The organism is Pseudomonas sp. Hz4, assembly GCF_054898165.1.
Map to the genome: position 1 here is coordinate 3349363 of NZ_CM142719.1, position 24458 is coordinate 3373820.

General features: G+C 58.6%; 23 protein-coding genes, 2 tRNA genes and 2 pseudogenes. 9 read left to right on the forward strand and 18 right to left on the reverse strand.

Features of this window, described 5'->3' with window-relative positions:
• Nucleotides 1–47: 47 nt before the first annotated feature.
• The 3 genes from ACYZTR_RS15190 (at nt 48) to ACYZTR_RS15200 (ending at nt 1215) form a co-directional block, all read left to right on the forward strand.
• Nucleotides 48–269 (forward strand): hypothetical protein, encoded by a 222-nt coding sequence (locus ACYZTR_RS15190; RefSeq protein ID WP_461972111.1) that lies wholly within the window; start codon nt 48–50, stop codon nt 267–269.
• A 125-nt stretch (nt 270–394) separates the two neighbouring features.
• Nucleotides 395–625: a hypothetical protein gene (locus ACYZTR_RS15195; RefSeq protein ID WP_461972113.1), complete on the forward strand. Its 231-nt coding sequence runs from the start codon at nt 395–397 to the stop codon at nt 623–625.
• Between the two features lie 305 nt (nt 626–930).
• Nucleotides 931–1215 carry a hypothetical protein gene (locus tag ACYZTR_RS15200; protein WP_461972115.1) on the forward strand — a complete coding sequence of 95 codons (285 nt, stop codon included), beginning with the start codon at nt 931–933 and terminating at the stop codon, nt 1213–1215.
• Here the strand turns inward: ACYZTR_RS15200 and ACYZTR_RS15205 are convergent.
• Nucleotides 1212–1520: pseudogene (locus ACYZTR_RS15205) on the reverse strand (TetR/AcrR family transcriptional regulator); the annotation flags it as partial. The gene ACYZTR_RS15200 and the pseudogene ACYZTR_RS15205 overlap by 4 nt on opposite strands.
• A 144-nt stretch (nt 1521–1664) precedes the next feature.
• Between ACYZTR_RS15205 and ACYZTR_RS15210 the strand changes: the two are divergent.
• The gene (locus tag ACYZTR_RS15210; protein ID WP_461972117.1) at nt 1665–1874 is read left to right on the forward strand and encodes a hypothetical protein; all 210 of its coding nucleotides are present in this window, start codon (nt 1665–1667) and stop codon (nt 1872–1874) included.
• A 79-nt stretch (nt 1875–1953) separates the two neighbouring features.
• Here ACYZTR_RS15210 and ACYZTR_RS15215 read toward each other — a convergent pair.
• The 3 genes from ACYZTR_RS15215 to ACYZTR_RS15225 form a co-directional block, all read right to left on the reverse strand.
• A tRNA-Leu gene (locus ACYZTR_RS15215) sits at nt 1954–2040 on the reverse strand.
• 192 nt (nt 2041–2232) lie between these two features.
• A tRNA-Cys gene (locus tag ACYZTR_RS15220) sits at nt 2233–2306 on the reverse strand.
• 203 nt (nt 2307–2509) lie between these two features.
• Nucleotides 2510–2731: a DUF3079 domain-containing protein gene (locus ACYZTR_RS15225; RefSeq protein WP_461972119.1), complete on the reverse strand. Its 222-nt coding sequence runs from the start codon at nt 2729–2731 to the stop codon at nt 2510–2512.
• Nucleotides 2732–2936: 205 nt separating this feature from the next.
• Here ACYZTR_RS15225 and ACYZTR_RS15230 point away from each other — a divergent pair, with 205 nt between their 5' ends.
• The 5 genes from ACYZTR_RS15230 (at nt 2937) to ACYZTR_RS15250 (ending at nt 6484) form a co-directional block, all read left to right on the forward strand.
• A complete protein-coding gene (locus tag ACYZTR_RS15230) occupies nt 2937–3284 on the forward strand; it encodes a hypothetical protein (protein ID WP_461972121.1) in 348 nt (115 codons plus the stop codon).
• A gap of 93 nt (nt 3285–3377) precedes the next feature.
• Nucleotides 3378–3908, forward strand: a complete 531-nt coding sequence (locus ACYZTR_RS15235; RefSeq protein ID WP_461972123.1) for an iron transporter — start codon at nt 3378–3380, stop codon at nt 3906–3908.
• Nucleotides 3909–4241, forward strand: coding sequence for a cupredoxin domain-containing protein (locus ACYZTR_RS15240; RefSeq protein ID WP_461972125.1), 333 nt, complete (start codon nt 3909–3911; stop codon nt 4239–4241). It abuts the gene before it with no gap.
• Nucleotides 4242–4262: 21 nt separating this feature from the next.
• Nucleotides 4263–5117: an FTR1 family iron permease gene (locus ACYZTR_RS15245; RefSeq protein WP_461972126.1), complete on the forward strand. Its 855-nt coding sequence runs from the start codon at nt 4263–4265 to the stop codon at nt 5115–5117.
• Nucleotides 5105–6484, forward strand: coding sequence for a 4Fe-4S binding protein (locus ACYZTR_RS15250; RefSeq protein WP_461972128.1), 1380 nt, complete (start codon nt 5105–5107; stop codon nt 6482–6484). The genes ACYZTR_RS15245 and ACYZTR_RS15250 overlap by 13 nt, the downstream gene beginning before the upstream one ends.
• Before the next feature lie 38 nt (nt 6485–6522).
• Here the strand turns inward: ACYZTR_RS15250 and ACYZTR_RS15255 are convergent, their stop codons facing one another.
• The 14 genes and pseudogenes from ACYZTR_RS15255 to ACYZTR_RS15320 all read right to left on the reverse strand — a co-directional run bounded on the left by ACYZTR_RS15255 (nt 6523) and on the right by ACYZTR_RS15320 (nt 24439).
• Nucleotides 6523–7584, reverse strand: a complete 1062-nt coding sequence (locus tag ACYZTR_RS15255) for a methyl-accepting chemotaxis protein (protein WP_461979750.1) — start codon at nt 7582–7584, stop codon at nt 6523–6525.
• Between the two features lie 36 nt (nt 7585–7620).
• Nucleotides 7621–8142: pseudogene (locus ACYZTR_RS15260) on the reverse strand (MCP four helix bundle domain-containing protein); the annotation flags it as partial.
• 94 nt (nt 8143–8236) lie between these two features.
• Nucleotides 8237–8932, reverse strand: a complete 696-nt coding sequence (locus ACYZTR_RS15265) for an anaerobic ribonucleoside-triphosphate reductase activating protein (protein ID WP_461972129.1) — start codon at nt 8930–8932, stop codon at nt 8237–8239.
• Nucleotides 8929–9096, reverse strand: coding sequence for an anaerobic ribonucleoside-triphosphate reductase (nrdD, locus tag ACYZTR_RS15270; RefSeq protein WP_017338867.1), 168 nt, complete (start codon nt 9094–9096; stop codon nt 8929–8931). The genes ACYZTR_RS15265 and nrdD overlap by 4 nt, the downstream gene beginning before the upstream one ends.
• A 32-nt stretch (nt 9097–9128) precedes the next feature.
• A complete protein-coding gene (locus ACYZTR_RS15275) occupies nt 9129–11144 on the reverse strand; it encodes a ribonucleoside triphosphate reductase (RefSeq protein WP_461972131.1) in 2016 nt (671 codons plus the stop codon).
• A 236-nt stretch (nt 11145–11380) separates the two neighbouring features.
• On the reverse strand, nt 11381–12649 hold the full coding sequence (locus ACYZTR_RS15280) for an IS110 family RNA-guided transposase (protein WP_461972133.1): 1269 nt from the start codon (nt 12647–12649) through the stop codon (nt 11381–11383).
• Between the two features lie 309 nt (nt 12650–12958).
• Nucleotides 12959–13951 carry a GTP 3',8-cyclase MoaA gene (gene moaA, locus ACYZTR_RS15285; protein WP_461972134.1) on the reverse strand — a complete coding sequence of 331 codons (993 nt, stop codon included), beginning with the start codon at nt 13949–13951 and terminating at the stop codon, nt 12959–12961.
• A gap of 24 nt (nt 13952–13975) precedes the next feature.
• A complete protein-coding gene (locus ACYZTR_RS15290) occupies nt 13976–14935 on the reverse strand; it encodes a peptidylprolyl isomerase (protein WP_461972136.1) in 960 nt (319 codons plus the stop codon).
• 10 nt (nt 14936–14945) lie between these two features.
• The gene (gene narI / locus ACYZTR_RS15295) at nt 14946–15626 is read right to left on the reverse strand and encodes a respiratory nitrate reductase subunit gamma (protein ID WP_461972138.1); all 681 of its coding nucleotides are present in this window, start codon (nt 15624–15626) and stop codon (nt 14946–14948) included.
• Complete coding sequence (gene narJ, locus ACYZTR_RS15300) at nt 15619–16374, reverse strand: nitrate reductase molybdenum cofactor assembly chaperone (protein WP_461972140.1); 756 nt, start codon at nt 16372–16374, stop codon at nt 15619–15621. Before narJ ends, narI begins: the two co-directional genes overlap by 8 nt.
• A 2-nt stretch (nt 16375–16376) precedes the next feature.
• On the reverse strand, nt 16377–17915 hold the full coding sequence (narH, locus tag ACYZTR_RS15305) for a nitrate reductase subunit beta (protein WP_461963563.1): 1539 nt from the start codon (nt 17913–17915) through the stop codon (nt 16377–16379).
• Nucleotide 17916: 1 nt separating this feature from the next.
• A complete protein-coding gene (locus tag ACYZTR_RS15310; protein WP_461972142.1) occupies nt 17917–21690 on the reverse strand; it encodes a nitrate reductase subunit alpha in 3774 nt (1257 codons plus the stop codon).
• 69 nt (nt 21691–21759) lie between these two features.
• Nucleotides 21760–23157 (reverse strand): NarK family nitrate/nitrite MFS transporter, encoded by a 1398-nt coding sequence (locus ACYZTR_RS15315; RefSeq protein ID WP_461972144.1) that lies wholly within the window; start codon nt 23155–23157, stop codon nt 21760–21762.
• Nucleotides 23135–24439 carry an MFS transporter gene (locus ACYZTR_RS15320; protein ID WP_461972146.1) on the reverse strand — a complete coding sequence of 435 codons (1305 nt, stop codon included), beginning with the start codon at nt 24437–24439 and terminating at the stop codon, nt 23135–23137. The genes ACYZTR_RS15315 and ACYZTR_RS15320 overlap by 23 nt, the downstream gene beginning before the upstream one ends.
• Nucleotides 24440–24458: the final 19 nt, after the last annotated feature.

The following is a 24458-nucleotide window of genomic DNA, read 5'->3' on the forward strand; positions in this document are numbered from 1 at the left end:
AATGGCTTCTATAGTTGTTCTGAACACGAATTAGCTGCGGTGGCGCCATGGAAGACATTTTCGTTGTTAAACGTTGCACCAAGATCATCATCCATGGCCGCCGAGACGGAGAAACCAACCATCCACCACCGGACGCCGGCGTTTGGTACCGCATCGCCGATACTCGAACCCACGGCTTCATCGGTGACGGTTTCGATCGTGAAGAAGATGCCCAACATGAATGCTGGCATTTAAATGCCAGATCACAAGTGACGGCCCGACAAGGCTAAGGTCACCTGCCTTTTACGGGTCTATACTGAGAAAGCTGAAGGAACAGCGACCCCATCGGCAGAAAGCTCGCTCCCAGCGGGCTTTTTGCTGCCAAATACAGGTTTCTTGAACGGAGGTGTTTGCCATGTCCGAAAAAGAGTCCATCACCACTTTGCTCACTCTGCTCGACTCCCGTCAGGCTCGCCTGGCAGCGGCATGCAAGGAGATTGCTGACTGGGTCGATCATCAAGGCGGTCACCCGACGGCCCTCAGAATTCGTGATCGACTGAACGACATCGAGAAAGACGCGCCAATGATTCGCAATACGCTGTCGTCGCTCAAACCTGTCGACCCGCCCCTGCCGCGGTTCAGATGATTCGATCTGGGCACCTTCAAGGATACGGCCTGATTCAGGACGCATGAACGGCGACATTGTTGTCACCGTGTGCGTCCTTGCCTGATCGCTTCCTGGTACATCCCCAACCCGGCCTGGTGCTGGGCTTCTTTATGGCAGCAGTCTATTTCACACGGTGTTCACATCACAGGCTCTACATTGATCGGACTCCTTTGAAGAATCCCCTGGCCCGCCCGCACGCGGGCCTTTTTTTGCCCGTTACGCCAGCAACGAACGTCACCGTTCGCTGGAGGTCAAACGATTACACGTCACCAAGGAGGCGTCTGATGGTTACTCACTTCAAAGTCGGCGGGCATCTGGCCTGCGGTCACAAAGGCAGCAAACTCGTCTCAACCAGCGAACTTACCCGGGTGAAATGCAGAAGCTGTCGCGAAACCGACGCGTTCAAGGATGCGCGCAAAGACCAGCGCAACGCTGCACGCCGCGCCGCACGCAAAGCCAACGTTACGCACACTGCCATAGACTGGCGTGCGGCTTGGGTCGAACGGCTCACCGCCATGGAAGGACGGCAGCGATTGCCACGTGGTTTTACCGGTCAGCCTTTCGTTTAGCTGACAGCTTCGGCGGCTGAATCGAACTCACTCGAGCCGGCCGCTGATGCCATGATTTCACGCAACGACATGCGTTTGAAGGCCTCGACCAGAACACGCCCCTCCTCGAGTGCACATGAGATGGCCAGCCGCATGGTCGCCTCCCCCAGATGCCAGATCAGAAACGCGGATTCACGAACCTGCTGCGCATCACCGCCTGGATACACACAAAGCATCGCGTCGGCCAATAACCCACCCGCTAGACGACTCTCTTGCAGCTCCAGCGCCATGAGCTGTTTGTCTGCCTGCATCCCGGACCAGATATTGTTTGATTCTAAGAATAATAGCGGCGTCACCGGGTGCGCATCATCGCCATGCCATTTTTGGCGGCGAACGAGTTCCTCGACTAGGATTCTATCGAACTAGAATTGCGCCGACGGTATTGGCGGGCACTCATCAAGGAGGGACAGATGACATCAATTCGTAAAACCGAGCAAACCTATCGCGCCTGGTCCAGCCCCATCTTGCTTGAGCTCAAGGAGAGAGAGCACCAGCTGGACGCTGCAGCCCGCCAGGCCCTTCAAAATGTCTTGGCAGAGCGAAGGCTTGTCAATACCGGCAACCCTTCCGGCGAAAATCGCCGCGAGGCGGATCCAGCGACTGACGGCCGGCATAAATAGCTTCGGTCAACTCAAAATAGCAGGCCAGAAACAAACAAGGGCTTGCATCAGCTTTCGCTCGCAAACCCTTGATTTTAGATGGTGCCCGAAGCCGGAATCGAACCGGCACGCCCTTACGAGCGGGGGATTTTAAGTCCCATGCGTCTACCAGTTTCGCCATTCGGGCGGTAGCGCGGTGAAGCAGTCTGAACCTGTCAAATAACGATTAACAGCTCTGACGCTTGTGCAGCAGAGGGGGAAATATATACATCCTGCTTCAGTGAAGCAAGTTCGCGACGGCCTTTTCAAGACTAATTCTTGCGGAACAACGCAAATAAAAAAGCTCCGTAAATCATAGATCTACGGAGCTCGTTTAAAGTGGAGGCCGAGGTCGGAATCGAACCGGCGTAGGTGGATTTGCAATCCACTGCATAACCATTTTGCTACTCGGCCTCAAACATCTGATGTCATCTAGCACAACATCAAACGCGTACAAACTTGGAATCAGATACGCGATCTAACTCCTTGAAAACATTGAGCTTTTTCAGCGGTCAGTGCTTTCGATGGCGTGAATTATGTACTGATTTCCAGAGGCTGGCAACCCCTTGATTTCAAAAAAAATTCTGTCAGGCGGTTTCTATGTTTTACGGGGGGCCTCAGCCCTTCTGGCTGGGATCGTTCGCTACGTCTTCCAACGCAATCAACGGTTCTATGCCCCAGTCGCCATGCAGGTACCAATCGTCTCCGATCATTTCGGCCGGATGCATCGTCCTGTCGGAGCCATTGCCGCACGCCAGGGAATTGGCTGGGCAGTATCTGTCGCAGCCCCAGCAAATGCGCTCGGGGTGCTTTGGGCTTATTGGAAAATTCTTGGCCATGTCGATCCCGTGTTCGCCTCAAGGATGTGCCACCAACCTACATCGCTTGCGCAAAAAAGCCCTTGATACAGATCAAGGACTGACATCGAAAGCCTGCACTCAATGTCAGTCTTACAGCTAAGCTTTGTCCTGCCGGGAATCGGCTGCGGCGCAGCGTTTTTCCGGCCCTTGGGCAGCCACACAAAAACACCTGGAGAGGCCTCTTATGCCTGGTAAAAAACCATCTGCCGGAGAACAAAGTCCTGTCCAATTGTCGACATGGGATGATGATGGCGCGGAAAAATCACTCAATGCAGAAGCATTTTCTTCTCCCCCCGACTTGACCAATGCAGAACTGGTACACCTTCGTGTCCGGGTGATTGCCCTGGAAAATCTGGTCATTGCGTTACTGACACAAGGTTCGGATCAACAGTTGGCCGTCGCCCGCGAAATGGCCGCCTACATTTCACCCAGACCCGGCTTCACCCAGCATCCTCTAACGATTCATGCGGCGGCGCAGATGAGCGACAGCGTCGACCGCGCTGAGCGATTTCGAAAGCGTTCCGGTTCATAACCTTAATCGCTGCAAACTTGACAATAATCATTATTATTCGCAAGAAAGCTTCCTACACTTGGGCTCCTACTCGCTAGTGCCCAGGAAGACATCATGCGTACGACCTTTTCGCTGTCACTCGCCCTGCTCCTCCTCACACCGTTGGCTCAGGCCAAGGAATACCCGATCGGCGAACCACAGCTGTGTCCGGGGCTGGAAGTCGGGGCGGTGTATTTGCAGCCGATCGAGATGGCACCTGCCGGAATGATGCGGGCCACTGTAGATTCCGATGTGCATCTGGAAGCCGACATTCGCGCCACGGCGGACAATCGACAAGGCTTTCAGGAAGGCAGTTTCGTGCCGTACCTCAATGTCTCGTTCAATTTGAAAAAACAAGGCAATGAGAACCAACTCAACGGTGATTTCCACGCCATGGTCGCCAATGACGGCCCGCACTATGGCGACAATGTAAAGCTGCTCGGTCCAGGCAAATATCAGCTGACCTTCACCGTCCTGCCACCCGGCGGTCATGGATCCCTTGGTCGCCATACCGATAAGGAAACTGGCGTAGCCCCCTGGTTTGAACGCTGCGAATTGCACTATGAGTTCATCTACGCCGGCATCGGTAAAAAAGGCGGTTATTGAATGAAGCGCCTGCACATTGCCTGGCTGATGCTTGCCGGAGCAGTGTTGCCATTGACGGCGTATGCCGAGTTACTCAGCTATGAGCTGAGCCTGCGCGATGGCCAGTTCTCCCCCGCCTTGCTGGAGGTTCCGGCTGGGCAGCGCTTCAAAATCATCCTGAAAAATATCGGTCAAGGGCCGGCCGAATTCGAGAGCACGCCATTGCGGGTTGAAAAAGTACTGTCGCCGGGAGTGACAACCTTCGTGGTCATTCACCCCCTCAGACCGGGTCACTATCCCTTCTTCGACGAGTTCAATCCGCAACTGCCCGAGGGCGGCATCCTCGCGAAATAACCCGTTCAGTACGGAGTTTCCATGAATCAATCAATGTTCATTGTCTGGCGCGAAAGCGTCGAGGCGCTGCTGGTAATCGGCATTCTCCAAGCCTGGGTCAGCCAGCAGCACCAGGGTCATCGACTGGTGAAGTACGTGTGGGCCGGTGTCATGCTGGGGTTGATGCTTTCGGGCCTGCTGGCGGTGTTGATTCTGTTTGCCGGTGAGGCCATGAGCGGCTCAGCCAGTGAATGGTTCCAGGCCGCACTCGCGCTGGTTGCCAGCCTGCTGATGGTGCAGATGGTCGGCTGGATGCACCGTCACGGGCGCACGCTCAAGCACGATTTGCAACGACACGCCGATAGCCACTTGGCCCGGCGAGGTGGCGCAGGTCTGTTACTGCTGGCCATGCTCGCCGTCAGCCGTGAAGGCAGTGAAACGGTGGTCTTTCTCTATGGCGCCGGTGCTCAGTTACGAGGTCCGCAGCTTGGTTTGTTTGCCGTCGGCGGTGCATTGGGATTGGTGTTGTCAGTGCTGACGATTGGGCTGCTGCACAGCAGTCGCCGGTTTATTTCGTGGCAGCGATTCTTTGCCATCAGCGAAGCTGTTTTGCTGATGCTTGGGGCGGCATTGTTGGTTAACGGCACCGAGCGAATCGGCGGTCAATTACTCGCCCTGGATTTACCGGAGGTGGTCTACAGCCTCGTTGGCGAGGCGCTTTGGGACAGCAGCGCAGTACTCAGCGACAGCCATGGTTTGGGTGGTTTTCTTGCCGGTTTTGCTGGTTATCGTGCGACGCCCAGTGGCATGACGTTACTGGTGCTGGCAGGTTATTGGCTGACTGTGGGCGGTTGGCTGCGCCAGCGTGCTGCGGAAAAAGTCCCATGCCTGAGCTGAGTCGTCGCAATCGATGGCTGCAGCGCCTGGGCGATGGAATGCGTCGCCATGCGCCGGTCATTCGTGCCGTGCAGTGGGCCGTTGTACTGTTCTATGCGTTGCTGCTGGTGACCCCAGCGCTGTTGCCGCTCCCGGACAGCCAGGCACGGCTGCTCGACAACCTGACCCTGTTCGCGCAGTTTTTGTTCTGGGGCATTTGGTGGCCATTCGTGCTGCTGTCGATCGTACTGTTCGGCCGACTCTGGTGTGGTGTTCTCTGTCCGGAAGGCTCACTCAGTGAATGGGCCAGCCATTACGGCAAAGGCTTGGGTGTGCCGCGCTGGTTGCGCTGGGGCGGCTGGCCAACCCTCGCGTTCTGCCTGACGACCCTCTACGGCCAGTTGATCAGCGTCTATGACTACGCCCAGGCGGCGTTATTGATTCTGGGTGGCTCGACTGTCGCGGCGGTGGCCGTCGGTCTGCTGTTCGCCCGGGGCAAGCGAGTCTGGTGTCGTTACCTATGCCCGGTCAGCGGCGTCTTCGCCCTGCTCGCCCGCCTGGCGCCCGTGCATTTTCAGGTAGACGAACACCGCTGGATAGAAAATGCCGCGCCGCGCCTGCCGCCGCCCAACTGCGCGCCCTTGCTCGACATCCGTCGACTGCAAGGCGCCAGCGACTGCCACGCCTGCGGACGCTGCAGTGGGCAACGCGGCGCCGTTCAGCTGATCGCCCGCTCCAGCAACCAAGAGATTCTTCACGCGACCGCGCAGACGCTTTCACCGTGGGACGCGCGTTTACTGCTGTTCGGTGTAATTGGCCTGGCGATGGGCGCGTTTCAGTGGACGGTCAGCCCCTGGTTTGTCGCCCTCAAACAAACCCTTGCCCAATGGCTGGTCGAGCACGACCAACTCTGGGCGCTGCAGGACAACGCGCCCTGGTGGCTGCTCACCCATTACCCGCAGCTCAACGACAGCTTCAGTTGGCTCGATGGTTTCAGCATCGTTGCTTACTTGAGCTTGAGTTCGATGGTGTTGGGCACGGCGTTGATGATTCTTATGCGCCTGACGGCTCGACTGGCACATAATCGCGCACTGTATTGGCCCCTGGCACTGACCCTCACGCCCTTGGGTGGTGCCGGATTGTTTCTCGGACTGTCGGCCACGACGGTGAAATTGCTGCGCTACGAAGGTCTGCTGCTGGAGTGGGTACAACCGACCAGGGCCTGTCTGTTAATGGCCGCGATGGGCTGGAGCCTGGTGCTAGGTTGGAAACGACTGGACCGCGAAGGCATTTCCCGCGCTCGACGCTGCGCTGGCAGCACTTGCCTGTTACTCGCCATCGGCCTGGTAGGGTTTGGCTGGTGGTTGCAATTCTGGGGCTGGGCCTGAGTACTTCAGCGCCCTCCTGCAACCACCCACCCGAACACTCAGACTTTAAAACGTGCCACTGTCTGGTGCAGCGCCCCCGCCATCTGCGCCAATTCGTGGCCGGCGGTGTGGGTATGTTGAGCGCCTAACAAGACCTGCTCGGACAAGTTACGAATACCCATCAGATTGCGATCCACCTCTCGAGCCACCAATGCCTGCTCTTCCGTGGCACTGGCAATCATCATGTTGCGCTCGTTGATCTGTGAGATCGACCGGGTGATTTCGTCCAGTGCATCGCCCGAACGCTGCGCCACTTCAAGGGTGGCTCGAACCAGATTGCTGCTGCTTTGCATGGCCGTTACCGCATGGCCGGTATCCAGACGAATGTTGCCAATCATCTGCTCGATCTCTTGGGTGGACTCTTGAGTGCGATGAGCCAAGGCGCGCACTTCATCGGCGACCACGGCAAAACCGCGTCCGGCATCCCCGGCGCGGGCCGCTTCAATGGCCGCGTTGAGGGCCAGCAAATTGGTCTGCTCGGCGATGCTGCGAATCACATCCAGGACCTTGCTGATGTCCTGCACCCTGCCCGCCAGTTGCTCGATGCGTTGCGAGGTATCGGTGACGCCATTCGCCAGTTCGCCGATTGAAACCACGGTTTCCTGAACCTGTTCACGCCCGCGCTGCGCGGTTTGTTCGGACTGCCGCGAGGCCTCGGAAGTGCTGACCGCATTGCGCGCCACTTCATCGACCGCAGCGGTCATCTGGTTCACAGCGGTAGCCGCCTGCTCGATCTCCAGACCCTGCAATTGCAGATTGCTGCTGGTCTGGCTGCTGACCGCACTCAGTTCTTCGGAAGAACTGGCCACCTGGTCAACCGAGTTCGCGATGTGCCTGACCATGGCATTCAGACTTTGCTGCATCTGATGCATATTCATCATCACGCTGCCGCCGTCACTTGAGCTCACGGGCACCTGAATCGTCAGGTCGCCCTGAGCCATTTGACTCAAAAACCGTGCGGCATCATCCGGCTCGCCACCCAGTGGCCGGGTCACACTGCGCGTGACGATCACCGCGGCGGCGATGACCAGCGCCACACAAAACAAAAACAACCCGAGCATATTGCGCCGGGCATCACTGTAGAGTTCCTGTGCCGACTGTTCACGGTCGGCGAATATTTTTCCTTGCAGCGCCATCAGCTCATCCAGGCTTTTATAAACCTGGTGTTCAGCTGGGACGACCTTTTGCTTGAGCTGCGCCATGGCGTCATCGAAGGCCCCTTGCCTGATCAACACCTGCACTTGGGTGAACGCAGCGACATAGACCTCGCGATTCTTTTTCAGGGCGGCGTAAGCGGCTTTGCCTTCTGGCAAATAGAACAGCGGCTCAAGCGTTTCGAGCGCCTGAGTGATGCGTTTCTTGGTGGTGTCGATCGACTGTTGCACTTGCTGATTGTCTTTATCGATCAGCAAGTCCCGGGTGTTCCTGGCGTTATCGCGCACGCCGGTGGCAATGATCATGATCGGATCGATCTTAGGCCAGTCCTGCTTGACGATAACCACCGCCTGTTCCTTGAGCGTTGCCAGATCGTGCAACGCGTAAAACGCCATGCCCATCAATGCCAGCGGCGCAATTGCAAAGCCGATGACAATACGGTGTGCCGTGCTTAATTTGGCCATATCAAATGCTCCCCGTTTGATACCTGCCAGAAAGGCAGCGCATTTGAAAACCTAATGGTGGATGTCACTGCTAAACGGTATTGCGCCGGCTCGGCTACCCCCGTAGCACGAAGGCTGGAAACAGCTCGCGCATCGCTTCCCATAAGTCAGGTAGCAAGGCTTGTGCCGAAATGCTTGGCAGCAGCGGATCGAACATCCGCTCGGTGCGCACCAGTTGCACGGCGAAACGTTTGACGCCGAGCTCGTTCAGACGCTGTGCCAGGATCAACAAACGCGCAGGCTCGAACAGATGCCAATGCACGGTGGTCCGACATTCGTAGTCGACACCGCTGGCGAGCAGATGCTCAAGGCTGCGCCAGTTGGCGGTTCCGCTACCCTCGACCCGAGTGATGGCCTGGCAATCCTCGGGCAACGCCTTCACATCGAAGCCGACCCAATCGGCCCCGGTCAGTGCCTTGGCGAACGCTGCGGGTTTAATGCCGGCGCTGTGTAAACCGATGCGAAATCCCATCGCCCGCACCTCATCCATGGCGCCCAGCAAACCATCCTGCAAGGTGGGCTCGCCGCCACTGAACACCACGGCATCGAGCAGGTCCTGTCGCCGTTGCAGAAACGCCAACACCCGCCGCCAATCCACTTCGTCTGCGCCTCGAGGCGGGATCAACTGCGGGTTGTGGCAGTAACGACAACGCCAGGCGCAACCCTGGCAAAACAACACGCAGGCAAGCAGTCCCGGATAGTCGATAGTGGTCAGGGGCACCATGCCCCCGACCCGAAGCGTTCGACTCATTGGCGCCCGGCCAGCGCCGCGCTTTCAGTGAAGTGCACCCGCTCGCGGTGCTCCGACTGTTTACCCGGATTGAACGCCGACACAGGACGGTGATAGCCCATCACCCGAGTCCAGACTTCGCAGCGTTGACGTTGAGCCTGGGGCAGTGTTTGCGATGCAGTCATGGTGAAGCTCCTTGCGGTTGAGTGGATCGAAATCAATGAACGGTGCCGAGCTTCTGTTCTCGCAGCAGCAGGACCTCGTCGCACTTGGGGCAGAACTCATGCTCGCCATCGAGGTAACCATGCACCGGGCAGATGGAGAACGTCGGGGTCACGGTCAGGTAAGGCAGGCGGAAGCGGCTAAGGGCCTTGCGCACCAGTTGCTTGCAGGCCTCGGTCGACGAAATCCGCTCGGCCATGTACAGGTGCAAGACCGTGCCGCCGGTGTATTTGCATTGCAGCTCGTCTTGAAGTTCCAGCGCCTCGAAAGGGTCTTCGGTGTAGCCCACGGGCAGTTGCGAGGAGTTGGTGTAATACGGTGCTTGCATGCTGCCAGCCTGGAGAATGTCGGGGTAGCGCTTGAGGTCTTCCTTGGCGAAGCGGTAGGTCGTGCCCTCGGCGGGCGTCGCTTCCAGGTTGTACATATGGTCGGTTTCTTCTTGAAAACGCAGCAGCGTGGTGCGCACATGGTCCAGCATTTTCAGGGCAAACTGCCGACCGTGTTCGGTGTGCATGCCCTCCTCGTCGCCGGTGAAATTGCGCAGCATTTCATGCATGCCGTTGAGGCCGATGGTGGAAAAATGGTTGCGCAGGGTTCCCAGATAGCGCTTGGTGTACGGGTACAAACCGGCATCCATGTGGTGCTGAATGACCTTGCGCTTGACCTCCAGGCTTTCCATCGCCAGTTCCATCAATGTGTCCAGGCGCTGCAGCAAACCGCTGGTATCACCTTTGAACACATAGCCCAGCCGCGCGCAGTTGATGGTCACCACGCCGAGCGATCCGGTCTGTTCCGCCGAGCCGAACAACCCGCCGCCACGCTTGAGCAACTCGCGAACATCCAGCTGCAAGCGGCAGCACATCGAGCGCACCTGATTGGGCTGCAGGTCCGAATTGAGAAAGTTCTGGAAGTAAGGCAAGCCGTAACGCGCGGTCATCTCGAACAGACGGTCAGCGTTTTCACTGTCCCACGGAAAGTCATGGGTGATGTTGTAGGTCGGGATCGGAAAGGTGAACACCCGCCCTTTCGCATCGCCGGCCTGCATCACCTCGATGTAGGCACGATTAAGCAGCTCCATTTCAACTTGCAGATCGCCATAAGCAAACGGCATTTCCTCGCCGCCGATGACGGGGATTTGCTCACGCAAATCCTGCGGGCAAACCCAATCGAAGGTCAGGTTGGTGAACGGTGTCTGAGTGCCCCAGCGCGAAGGAACGTTAAGGTTGTAGATGAACTCCTGGATCGCCTGGCGCACCTCCTGATAGCTCAGTTGATCCTTGCGCACATAGGGCGCCAGATAGGTGTCGAACGAGCTGAACGCCTGGGCGCCAGCCCATTCGTTTTGCAGGGTGCCGAGGAAATTCACCATCTGCCCCAAGGCACTGCTCAAGTGCTTCGGCGGACCGGCTTCGACTCGCCCCGGCACACCGTTAAGCCCTTCGTGCAACAGGGTGCGCAGCGACCAGCCAGCGCAGTAACCGGCGAGCATGTCCAGGTCGTGCACATGCAAATCCGCCTCGCGGTGAGCCTGGCCGATGGCCTCGCTGTACACCTCGTCCAGCCAGTAGTTGGCGGTGACCTTGCCCGACACGTTCAACACCAGACCGCCCAGGGAATAGCCCTGATTAGCGTTGGCCTGGACCCGCCAGTCGTCACGGTCCAGGTATTCGTTCATCGAGGTCGCCACCTCGACCATGGTCCGGCGGTCACGGCGCAAACGCCCATGCTGTTCGCGGTAGACGATGTAGGCGCGCATGGCGAGGAAAAATCCGGCGTCCATCAATACCCGTTCAACCCGGTCCTGGATTTGTTCGACATGCAGCCTCGGCAACCCTTCCAGCCTGGCCAATACCGCCTGAAGCAACCCTTCGACCTCAACCTCGCCGTACTCCCCCGTCGCCTTGCCGGCGGCGATCAACGCCTGACGGATTTTGTCGGCATCGAAGGCGACCTGGCTGCCATCGCGTTTGTGTAAGCGGTTACTTCCTACTGCGATCAGCGTGCTCTGCATTCGTCCTCCAGACACTACATATAGATGTTTAATTGCAAATAGACACAACATGCGGTGAAGGCTACGGACAAACTGCTGATATGCAATTGATCGATATCAAGATTTGTCGGCGAAAAAAAACCGCCCGAAGACGGCATAAGGAAATCGAGTGTGGGAGTGAGCCTGCTCGCGAACGCGGAGTGTCAGTCGACATCATTGTTGCCTGATAGAGCGCTTTCACGCCCTGAGCCTTTCCGTCAACGCGGTTTTGCTGTGTCCAGCTCGCTGGTCAACGGTGAGCCGTGCCGAAGCAAGGTCTGTAAATAAACGTTTTCGTCGTACACGGTGCTGGTCTTCCAGCACCGATAAACGATCCGGATCCACTTGAACGCCAGAGCCCTGAGGGCTGCTTGGTAAGAGCTGCCTTTGGCCCTTTGCTGGCGATAATACGCCTCTGCCCACACCGATTGATTGATGCTGTGGGCAGCCCACTCAACAAAGGTCTGGCGCAAAAAAGTTGCGCATTGATAGCGCCAGTGGACGACTTTTTTCTTGCCACTGCGTTCGGTGACCGGGGCAATTCCGGCATATCGCTGCACCGCACTGGCATCCTTGAAGCGATCACGCTGCTCACCAAAGGCGACCATCAACCGTGGGGCAAGCTGTTGTCCCGCGCCGGGCAAGGCCTTGAAGAGTCGGTAGTCGGCCAGGGTGTTGGCAGTTTTTTCGATCTCCCGATCAAAGTCTTTGATCGCCGTGATAACCCCTTTCAGTTGCGAGACCAGGGCCAGCACATACAGCGCTGAAGGACTGACCACGCCTGGATCTTCAGTCAACGGCATGGCTTTGGCGATCAATGCCAAACGCTGCTGATTGAGCTCAGCATGGCGAACATTATGCGCGTGAAGGAACTTCAAAACGCTGGCTGGCCGAGCGTGCTTAAGCACTTCAAATGTCGACCAGCGCGCCAAAAACTCACAGAAAACCAGCGTGTCATGGTCATGAAACAGCTCAAGAGCCAACGGGTAATACTGTTTGAGCATGCAGACCAGACGATTGCTGATCTTGACCCGGTCATCGACCAACCCGCGGCGATGTTCGGTCAGGCTGGCGAGCGAACGCATGGCGGAGCTTTGCTGGACCAGTTGAGGAAACCGTTCGGGATGATTCAGCAACAGCTCAAGCGCCCATTGAGCATCCGTTGGATCATCCTTGGCGCCACTGGGGACGAAGGTTTTACGGTGCCGGGCCAAGGTGCTCGGATTGATCGGAAAGATACAAAAAAACTCATATTTTTGCAGAGCCGCTATCAGTGGGCCTTTGTTCAACTCCACGGCGATCGCGATCGGGCCACCGTAACGTTGATGCAGCGACCTGGCCCAGCGATCAATCGACTCGGGCTCGTGGTCGATGACCTCGAAACTGCGCTGAGCCTCTCCAGCTATCTGCAAACAGATGTCGTGCTTGGCGTCTGCCCAATCAATTCCGATATAAGCAGTGAAACTCTGAGACAGGAGCGTTTGCATGGAACACCTCAACAGGCGCTAAAGTACATGCAGGGACATGCATGCTTGCGTCCAGCGAAGGCGATATAGAGAGCCGTGTCGGGCTTTCCCTGAGAATTCGTTAGAGGGCGCAAGCGCACCTGTGGACTCGAAGGTGAAAGCGTAATCATCGAGTGCTGCGCGAGCATATTCGTAGCCCGCAGGTGCATGTTCCTTCCTCGCCGACAACCGACTTCCAGCGAATATCAGTATGGAAGAGAAAGGAACGGACTACCTATATCGCGAGCAGGCTCGCTCCCACATTGGATTTTCTGTGTTTTACAGAACAGTTCAACCGCCGCTCATGTTCATGAATCTGACAATCTGCACCTCCCCGTCGGGGCTGAAGTCATGGCGCAGTGGTTTACCACGCAGCGCTCTCTGCACCGCGCTGATCACGGGCTGGTCATCCAGCGGATAACGCCGCAGCAATCCGCGTAAATCCAGGGCATCGTCCTGGCCCAGACACAGCAACAGCTTCCCTTCAACAGTCATCCGCACCCGATTACAGCTGCCACAAAAGTTGTGGCTGTTGGGCGAAATGAATCCGATCCGGGTCTCGGCATGGCGTTCCAGACGCACATAGCGCGCCGGTCCGCCGCTGTTTTCGGTGCTGTCGAGCAACCGATGCTGGTTGGCGATCAGCGTGCGCACTTCGTCGCTGGAACAAAACGACTCGCCCCGGGAACGACCGACGTCGCCCAAGGGCATTTCTTCGATAAAACTGATATCGATACGCTGATCGATGGCGTATTGCACCAATCCCAGGACTTCATCGAAGTTGCGTCCTTTCATCACCACACAGTTGAGTTTGATCCGCTCAAACCCTGCGTCCCGCGCCGCTTCGATGCCGTTGAGCACTTGATCGAGGTCGCCGTTACGGGTGATCGCCCGAAACTTCTGCCCGTCCAGGCTATCGAGGCTGATGTTCATCCGTTTGACCCCGGCGTCGACCAATGGCCGGGCCAGACGGCCCAGCTGCGAGCCGTTGCTGGTCATTACCAGTTCGCGCAAACCGGGCAAGGCAGCGATGTTGCGGCACAGTCCGACAATGCCGGGACGGATCAGCGGCTCACCGCCCGTCAGACGGATTTTGCGCACACCCAGGCTGACGAACAGCGTCGCCAAGCGCTGCAATTCCTCCAGGGTGAGCACCTGCTGACGCGGCAGGAAGGTCATGTTTTTCGCCATGCAATACACGCAACGAAAATCACACCGGTCCGTGACCGACATCCGCAGGTAATCGATCTGCCGCCCAAAACCATCCTGCATCACAACGTTCATCACTTCTCCCGGTTTACGCAATGCTCACTGCACCAGCGGTGAGTCGGCGCCCTGTAAGTGGATGCCGCGAATGTCGGCCGCACCGATCAGGGTTTGCAGGTATTGGACCAGCGCTTTCTGCCACACGCCTTGCTGCAACTGCGTACGGATCGCCGTCGACACCACTTCATAGGGCAACGGCATGCCTTCGATCCGTTGATCGACGCTGACCACATGCCAGCCGTAACGGCTTTCCAGTGGTTTGCTGGCCAGGCCCGGAGCCAGGGTGAACAGCTGACGTTCCAGTTCGGGCACGGTCTGGCCCTTGCTGATTTGTCCCAAAGAACCGCCTTGACCCTTCGACGGGCAAGCCGAATATTTCACCGCCAGCTCGGCAAAACTACCGGGGAATTCTTCCAGGCGCTGCAGCAGGATTTGTGCCTGATCATGCGCCAGCTCGCGGGCCTCGACATCGTCCGGTGCACATTCGAGCAGGATGTGCCGCACCGCCAGCAACGGCGCGCTGTGGAAGCGTCCGCGATTGTTTTCGTAGTAACGAAGACTCGTTTCCTCGTCGCACTGAGGCACTTTCACCTCACGTTCGAGCAGCAAGCGAGTAGCCGCTTCCTCTTCATTCTCACCGGCGCCGATCTCCAACGACACACCGAGTTCGGTGATGCGCTGCTGCAACAACTCGCGGATCACCAGTGCCTTGGCAGCCAAATAGACTGCCTCCTCACGGCTTTCGGCCGGGTGGTATTGCAGCTCCTGGGCCATCGCCTCCGGGGTGATCGACACCTCGTTGACGCTGATGATCGGCCACTCCTGTTCACTGCTGGCGATCAACTGCGCCGGAGCGTCATCGTCAGCCGCGGGCTCAACCGGCAGCGCTTCAAACTGCGCCTCTGCGACCGGCGCGATGTCGAGAACGTCCTGCGCTTTTTTTGAAGAACCGCAGCCACCGCTGCCCCCATTACCGCCACCACATCCACATCCACCTGACATGATTGTCTCCTCAGTACTTCTGACGAACGATTTGATAACGACGTCCCAGGTACCAGATCGGTGCACTGATCATGTGTACGAGACGGGTGAAGGGGAACAGCACAAACAGGGTCAATCCGAGAAACACATGCAACTTGTAGGTCAGCCCGACCGGCGCGATGGCCGCCGCCGCTTCCATCGGCCGCAACAGCACGGTGTTCTGCGCCCAATCGGCGAGCATCACCATCACCGAGCCATCCATGTGCCCGGTGGACGCGACGATGGTCAGCAGACCGAGCAGCAATTGCGTCAGCAGCACCAGCAGAATCAGAATGTCCGAAGGACTGGAGGTGGCGCGTACTCGTGGATCGGTGAGGCGCCGGTTGACCAGCATCAGCAGGCCAATCAGGCACAACAGACCGAAGAACCCGCCCGAGACCATTGCCAGCAACTGCTTGTTCTCAGTGCTGATCACATGGTGATAAATCGACGCAGGAGTCAGCAGGCCGACAAAGTGTCCGGCCAGCACGAACAACACACCGATATGGAAGAGGTTGCTCGCCACGCGCATGCCGCGCTGATTGAGCATCTGGCTCGAACCTGCCTTCCAGCTGTACTGCGACAAATCGAAGCGCGCCCAACTGCCAATCAGGCAAACCGCCAGGGCCACATAGGGATAGACCCCGAACAACAACAGATTCCATTTAGACATTGTCCACCTCCTTGGCTGGCACGGCGGCCAGCCCTTCATGCTGAAAATCCACCCAGTGCAACGGCACCGCGCTTTCTTCCCGGGCCTTGCCCGGCGCGCTTGGCAGCGAACTGCAACGGTCCTGCTGCTCGGCCTGGAGAAAGTCCACGGCCTCCTCTTCCCAGATCTTGTCGAGGGCTTCGAGGGAGTCGTCGCGAGGTTCCGCCGCGACTTGCGCCCGCAGGTCGGCCACCGCTTGATGGGGCTCGGCTCCGGCAATTTGCAGCAGCGCCCGGAAGCAACTGGCATAGGCGCTTTCACGCTCTTCCAGACGCGCCGCGAGCAAGGCCAGCAAGTGCGAAACATCCGCAAGGCCCTCGCGGGCCTCGATGTCTTCGCGGGTGGAAAGGAACTCCAGGTACAGCGGGATATAGTCCGGCAGCTCCTTGACGCCGATGGCAAAACCGGCGGCTTCGTATTGCGCCATCATGTCGACCATGGCCTGGCCACGGTCGCGGGATTCACCGTGCACATGCTCGAACAACAGCAGTGACAGCGAACGCCCCCGGCCAAACAGCGCACCGTAGTGCTCCTGCCCGTCCATCAGGTCATTGGCGCAGATCAGCTCAAGCAACTCGAACAACGCAGCACGCTGCGTCGGGCTGATTTCCCTTGACTGGATGATCGCTTGCTCCAGCTCGTCGCGACCGCCAATCAGCGCCTCGGTCGGGTAATCGAGCAGCAGCGAAATCACTTTGAGAATTTGCATGCTCATTCCTCCCACAACTGGACGGTTTTCAGGATGTCGCGGCGGTTGGCTTTCTTGGCGCCGAACATGTTGGTGTCGGAGCTGCCGCTACAGCCGCTGCCGAAACTGAAGCCGCACCCGGAGCGCTCGGCAAAGGCGTCGCTCATGGCGTCTTCACGGTGCGCACTTGGCACCACAAAACGGTCTTCGTAGTTGGCGATCGCCAGGTAGCGATACATTTCCTCGACCTGGGCCACACTCAGGCCGACATCCGCCAGCACTTGCAGATCCTGAACGCCGTCGACTTGCTCGGAACGTTTGTAGGCGCGCATCGCCAGCAAGCGTTTAAGCGCACGCTTGACCGGTTTTTCATCGCCCGCCGTCAGCAGGTTGGCCAGGTACTTCAATGGAATACGCAGGCTGTCGACGTCCGGGATCACCCCGTTCATGCCCACGGTGCCAGCGGTTGCGGCGTTCTGGATCGGCGACAGCGGCGGTACGTACCAAACCATTGGCAAGGTGCGATATTCCGGGTGCAGCGGCAGTGCGAGTTTCCAGTCCACGGCCATTTTGTAGACCGGCGAACGTTGCGCCGAGTCGATCACCGATTGCGGCACCCCGTCCTCCAGGGCCTGACGAATCACCGCCGGGTCATTCGGATCGAGGAAGATCTCCAGTTGTTTCTCGTACAGATCCTGCTCATTGGCGGTGCTCGCCACTTCGCTGATGCGGTCGGCGTCATACAGCAACACACCGAGGTAGCGGATACGCCCGACACAGGTCTCCGCGCACACGGTCGGCAGCCCGGCTTCGATACGCGGGTAGCAGAAGATGCATTTTTCGGACTTGCCGCTTTTCCAGTTGAAATAGATCTTCTTGTACGGGCAGCCGCTGATGCACATCCGCCAGCCACGGCATTTCTCCTGGTCAATCAGGACGATGCCGTCTTCTTCACGCTTGTAGATCGCCCCGCTCGGGCAAGCTGCTGCGCACGTCGGGTTGAGGCAGTGCTCGCACAGGCGCGGCAAATACATCATGAAAGTGTTTTCGTATTCGCCGTAAATGTCCGCCTGGATCTTGTCGAAGTTCTTGTCCTTGCGGCGCTTGGCGAATTCGGTGCCGAGGATTTCCTCCCAGTTCGGGCCCCACTCGATCTTCTCCATGCGCTTGCCGGAGATCAGCGAACGCGGGCGTGCGGTAGGCTGATGCTCGCCCAGCGGCGCGGTGTGCAAGTGCTGGTAATCGAAGTCGAACGGTTCGTAGTAGTCGTCGAGGCTCGGCAGGTCCGGGTTGGCGAAAATGTTCGCCAACACGCGGAATTTACCGCCGATGCGCGGGTTGATCGTGCCGTTGGCATTGCGGATCCAGCCGCCCTTCCACTTGTCCTGGTTTTCCCATTCTTTCGGGTAGCCGATCCCGGGTTTCGATTCGACGTTGTTGAACCAGGCGTATTCCATGCCTTCGCGGCTGGTCCAGACGTTTTTGCAGGTGATCGAACAGGTGTGGCAACCGATGCATTTGTCCAGGTTCAGAACCATGCCGATTTGTGAGCGAATCTTCATCTCAGTTCTCCTCGATATCGGTCGGCAGGGGACGCGGCAGATCATCGCCGGACGAACCATCGAGCCAGTCGACTTTGGACATTTTGCGCACCACGACAAATTCATCGCGGTTGCAACCGACCGTGCCGTAATAGTTGAAACCGTAGGCTTGCTGGGCGTAGCCACCGATCATGTGGGTCGGCTTGAGCACCACCCGGGTGACCGAGTTGTGGTGGCCGCCACGGGTCTTGGTGGTTTCCGAACCGGGCACGTTCACGATCCGTTCCTGAGCGTGATACATCATCACCATGCCGTCCTTGACCCGTTGGCTGACCACCGCGCGGGCGGTCAGTGCGCCGTTGATGTTGAAGCACTCGATCCAGTCGTTGTCTTCGATGCCGGCGCGTTTCGCGTCGTTCTCCGAAAGCCAGACAATCGGTCCGCCACGACTGAGGGTGAGCATCAACAGGTTGTCGCTGTAGGTGCTGTGGATGCCCCATTTCTGGTGCGGGGTGATCCAGTTCAGGACGATTTCGATCTCGCCGTTGCTGCGCTTGCCTTTCACGCCTTCGATGGTGCGGGTGTTGACCGGCGGCCGATAACTCATCAGTTGCTCGCCGAACGCCTGCATCCACGGGTGATCCTGATAAAACTGCTGGCGACCGGTGATGGTGCGCCATGGGATCCCTTCGTGAACGTTGGTGTAGCCGGCGTTGTAGCTGACGTGATCGTCTTCGAGCCCCGACCAGGTCGGGCTGGAAATGATCTTGCGCGGCTGTGCCTGAATGTCGCGGAAGCGGATCGCTTCGTGGGCTTTGGACAGCGCCAGGTGGCTGTGGTCGATGCCGGTGAATTCCGACAGCGCAGCCCAGGCCTTGACGGCAACCTGGCCGTTGGTTTCCGGCGCCAGGGACAGAATCACTTCAGCAGCATCGATTGCCGTGTCGATTTTCGGCCGACCCTGACTGATACCGGCATCGCCTTCTTTGTGATTGAGTTCACCGAGGAATTTCACTTCGTCTTCAGTGTTCCAGTTGATGCCCTTGCCACCGTTGCCGTGTTTCTCCAGCAATGGCCCAAGCGAAGAAAACTGCTTGTAGATGTTCGGGTAGTCTCGCTCCACCACATGCAGGTTCGGCGCGTTCTTGCCTGGCTCCGGTGCCACGCCAGCGCTTTTCCAGTCGGTGCCGCCAAACGGTTGGGCCAATTCGCCTACGCTGTCGTGCATCAGCGGGATGGTCACCAAGTCCTTCTCAACGCCCAGATGCCCTTCGGACATGCTGGAAAACGCCTTGGCGATGCCTTTGTAGATTTCCCAGTCGGAACGCGATTCCCACGCCGGGTCGATGGCCGCCGACAACGGGTGAATGAACGGGTGCATGTCCGAGGTGTTCATGTCGTCTTTTTCGTACCAGGTTGCCGTCGGCAACACGATGTCGGAATAGACGCAGGTCGAGGACATGCGGAAGTCCAGCGTAGTGACCAGATCGAGCTTGCCGATGGCGCCCTCGTCCACCCATTCGGCTTCTTCGGGTTTGCAGTCGCCGACCTGGCCGATGTCTTCGTTCATTACCCCGTTCTTGGTGCCAAGCAGGTACTTGAGCATGTACTCGTGGCCCTTGCCCGAAGAGCCCAGCAGGTTGGAACGCCAGATGAACATGTTGCGCGGGAAGTTGACCGGGCTGTCCGGTTGTTCGCAGGAGAAGCGCAGCGAACCATCCTGCAGCGACTTGACCACGTAGTCTTTCGGGTCCATGCCGGCCGCAGCCGCGTCGCGGCAAATGTGCAAAGGGTTAGTGTTGAGCTGCGGTGCGCTGGGCAACCAGCCGGCGCGTTCGGCGCGGATGTTGTAGTCCAGGGCATGCTCGGGGAACTGCGATTTATCGGCCAGCGGCGAGAGCACGTCGTGCATGCTCATTTTCTCGTGACGCCACTGCGAACTGTGGGCGTAGAAGAAGCTGGTGCCGTTCATTTGGCGAGGCGGACGGTTCCAGTCCAGGCCGAACGCCAGGGGCAGCCAGCCGCATTGCGGACGGAGTTTTTCCTGACCGACGTAATGCGCCCAACCGCCACCGGTCTGGCCGACACACCCGCAGAGCATGAGCATGTTGATCAGCCCGCGGTAGTTCATGTCCATGTGGTACCAGTGATTCATCGCCGCACCGACGATGATCATCGAGCGGCCCTTGGTCTTGTCGGCGTTGTCGGCGAACTCACGGGCAATCTGGATCGCTTTCTCGCGGCTGACGCCGGTGATCTGCTCCTGCCAGGCTGGGGTGCCAGGCACCGAGGCGTCATCGTAATCCTTGGCGACGTTGTCACCACCCAAACCGCGATCGATCGCCAGGTTGGCGGCCGACAGGTCGAACACGGTGGCGACTTTGGCTACGCTGCCGTCCGCCAGCACCACGTTATGCACCGGCACGCGGCGGTACTGCACGGCATCGCCGGCCACGTGCTGAAAGTGTTCGTGGGACTCGCCGGCAAAATACGGGAACGCCACTTCGGCGACGTCATCACCGATCAAGCTCAGCTTCAGATCGATCTCACGGCCTTCGCCACCTTCACGAGGCAGGATGTTCCACTTGCCCTTCTCGCCCCAGCGATAACCGATGGAACCCTGAGGGGACACCAGTTCACCGCTGACATCGAGGGCGATGGTTTTCCATTCCGGATTGTTTTCCTGGCCGAGGTTGTCGGTCAGGTCACTGGCGCGCAAGAAGCGGTCCGGCTGATAACCGGCGCCCGGTGCCTTGTCGACCATTTGTTTGAGTAGCACCAGCACCGGCAAATCGGTGAAGCGCTTGGCGTAATCGGTGAAATAGGCGCTCGGTTTGTCCAGGTGGAATTCTTTGAAGATCACATGGTTGAACGCTTGGGCCAGCGCCGCATCGGTGCCCTGCTTGGGGTTCAGCCACAGATCGGTGAGCTTGGCGACTTCCGAATAGTCCGGGGTGATCGCGACCGTCTTGGTGCCCTTGTAACGGACTTCGGTAAAGAAGTGCGCATCCGGGGTGCGGGTCTGCGGGACGTTGGAGCCCCAGGCAATGATGTAGTTGGAGTTGTACCAGTCGGCCGATTCCGGCACGTCAGTCTGCTCGCCCCAGACCATCGGCGAGGCCGGTGGCAAGTCGCAGTACCAGTCGTAGAAGCTCAGGCAGGCGCCGCCGATCAGCGACAGGTAACGCGAACCCGCAGCATAGCTGACCATCGACATGGCCGGGATCGGCGAGAAACCGACGATCCGGTCGGGGCCGTACTGCTTGATCGTATAGACGTTGGCCGCGGCGATGATCTCGTTGACTTCCTCCCAGTTGGAGCGAATGAAGCCACCCATGCCGCGCTTGCTTTTATAGGAGTCGGCCTTGGCCTTGTCCTCGACGATGCTGGCCCAGGCTTCGACCGGCGCCATGGTCTGCCGCGCATCGCGCCAGAGCTTGAGCAACGGCTTGCGGATTTTTGGGTACTTGAGCCGGTTAGCGCTGTAGATGTACCAGCTGTAACTGGCACCACGGGGACAGCCACGGGGCTCATGGTTCGGCAGATCGTTACGGGTGCGCGGGTAGTCGGTCTGCTGGGTTTCCCAGGTGATCAGGCCGTTCTTGACGTAAATTTTCCACGAGCAGGAACCGGTGCAGTTCACCCCGTGGGTGGAACGCACGATCTTGTCGTACTGCCAGCGTGAACGGTAGACGTTCTCCCAGTCGCGAGACTCTTTGCGGGTCTCGCCATGACCGTCGGAAAACTCGTTTTGCTTGCGATTGAAAAACTTCAGTTGATCCAGTAAATGACTCACGGTGTAGTCCTCTCAGGCTTGCTGCGGGGTTCTGTGCCCCGCCCACGCAATGGTTGGATTCGGGTCGTCTTAGCAGGGTGTCGCCGCGCCTTTGCGCGCGTACCACCACCAGGTCACCACGATGCAGCTCAGGTAAAAGCCGACGAACATGTAGAAGGCCATCTCGGGGCCGCCGGTCTGGGCCATCGAAGTACCGAAGGATTTGGGAATGAAGAACGCACCGAAGGCGCCCATGGCGGAACTGAAGCCCAGAACGGCGGCCGACTCTTTGCCGGCGTTCTTCAGTGCTTGTTCACGTACAGCGGGTGGTTTGCCGACACAGGCTTTTTCATGCTGTGTGCGGAAGATCACCGGGATCATGCGGAAGGTGGAGCCGTTGCCGATGCCAGTGGTAATGAACAGCAGCATGAACATGCCGAGATAGCCGTAGAAGTTGCCGCCCGAGCCGTTCTGCGGCAGGAAGTGCATGACGCCGAAGACCATCACGATCATCGCCACGAAGTTCCACAAGGTCACCTTCGCGCCACCGAGCTTGTCCGCCAGCCAGCCGCCCAATGGACGCACCAGCGCGCCAACCAACGGGCCGAGGAAGGCGAATTTCAAGGCGATGACGTCAGGGAAGGAGGTTTTGATCAGCAGCGGAAACGCCGCGGAGAAACCGATAAACGAACCGAAGGTCGCCAGGTACAACCAGCACATCAGCCAGTTGTGTTTGCGTTTGAAGATCACCGCCTGTTCGCTGAACGAGGCCCGAGCACTGGACAGGTCATTCATGCCGAACCAGGCCAGCACCGTCACCAAGACAATGAACGGCACCCAGATGAAACCGGCGTTCTGCAACCACAATTGGCCGCCATCCGGCAGTGCTTGCGGCGAGCCGCCCATGAAGCCGAACACACCGAAGGTGATCACCAGCGGCACACAGAACTGCATCACCGAGACGCCCAGGTTACCCAGCCCGGCATTGAGACCAAGGGCTGTGCCCTGCTGCGACTTGGGATAGAAGAAGCTGATGTTGGACATGCTCGAGGCGAAGTTGCCGCCACCAAAACCGCAGAGCAAGGCAATCAACACGAACACGCTATACGAGGTGCTCGGGTCCTGCACGGCGAAGCCCATCCAGATCGATGGCAACAAAAGCGACGCGGTGCTCAGGGCAGTCCAGCGACGGCCACCGAAGATCGGCACCATAAAGGAATAGAAGACGCGCAAGGTCGCACCGGACAACCCCGGCAACGCCGCCAGCCAGAACAGCTGGTCGGTGGTGAAGCTGAAGCCGATGGCGTTCAAACGTACAATCACCGTGCTCCAGACCATCCACACCGCAAAGGCCAGCAGCAGCGCAGGAATGGAAATCCACAAGTTGCGCGTGGCGGTCTGTTTGCCGCTACGTCCCCAGAATGCTGGGTCCTCGGGGCGCCAGTCATGAATGACCGGGCCTTTTTCAGGCTTTTGCAGAACGGACATGTTCTTCTCCTAGGGCAATGCTGGAAATCGGGGACGGGGTCAGCAGCGGCGCTTTACCCAGCACCGGGCTTTTGCGTATTTCGCTGAAGTACATCCAGGTGAGGGAGACCCAGACCACGCCGTACATCAACATGAAGCAGGAAGAGCGCACGCCGGTGAGGTCCACCAGGGCGCCGAACAGGATCGGCAACACGAAGCCGCCCAGGCCACCGGCGAGGCCGACGATGCCGGACACCGCGCCCATGTTTTTCGGGTAGTCATTGGCGATGTATTTGAAGACCGAGGCCTTGCCGAACGCGAAGGCAATGCCCATGACGAACAGCAGCACGGTGAACAGCGCGGGATTGAGGCCGATGTGGAAATCCACCGGGCCACTGATCGTTTGCACTTGCAGTTGGGTCTGGGGGTACGAGAGCAGGAACAGGCAGATCCAGCTGACCCACAACACCCACCAGGTCACGCTTTGCGCACCCCAGCGGTCCGACATCCAGCCGCCGACGGCACGCAGCACGCCACCGGGCAAGGAAAAACAGGCCGCCAGCAGCGCCGCGCTTTGCAGGCTGAAACCGTATTCCTGCACGTAGTACTTGGTCATCCACAGCGCGAGGGCGACATAGCCACCGAAGACGATCGAGTAGTACTGGCAGTAGCGCCACACCGCCGGGTCCTTCAGCGAGCTCAATTGCTCACGCAACGTGGCGCCGGTGGCACTGCGGTGATCCTTGTTTTCGGCGCTGAAGAACCAGAACAACAGCGCGGTGATGAAGAGGATCGCGCTGAAGACTTTCGGCACCAGCTGCCAACTGCCGGCAGCGATCAGTGCCGGGGCGAGAAACTTGGTCACCGCGGCCCCGGCGTTACCGGCACCGAAGATGCCCATCGCAAAGCCCTGATTCTCCTTGTCAAACCATTTGGCGACGTAGGCAATCCCGACCGAAAACGAGCCGCCGGCCAGGCCGACGAACAAGCCCAGCACCAGGAACTGCCAGTAGGCAGTGGCGTGACTGATCAGGTACAGCGGCGCCACGCAGGCCAGCATCAGCAGGAAGAACACACTGCGACCGCCAAAACGGTCGGTCAGCAGACCCAGTGGCAAACGCACCAGCGAGCCGGTCAGTACCGGGGTCGCGGCCAGCAGGCCGAACTGGGTTTCGTTGAGCTGGAGCAGATCCTTGATTGGCACCCCGAGCACGGCAAACATCATCCAGACCATGAAACAGACTGTGAAGGCCAGCGTGCTCATGCCCAGCACCAAGCCTTGTCGTACTTGCGGTTGGTTCACAATGCTCTCCAGTCAGTTA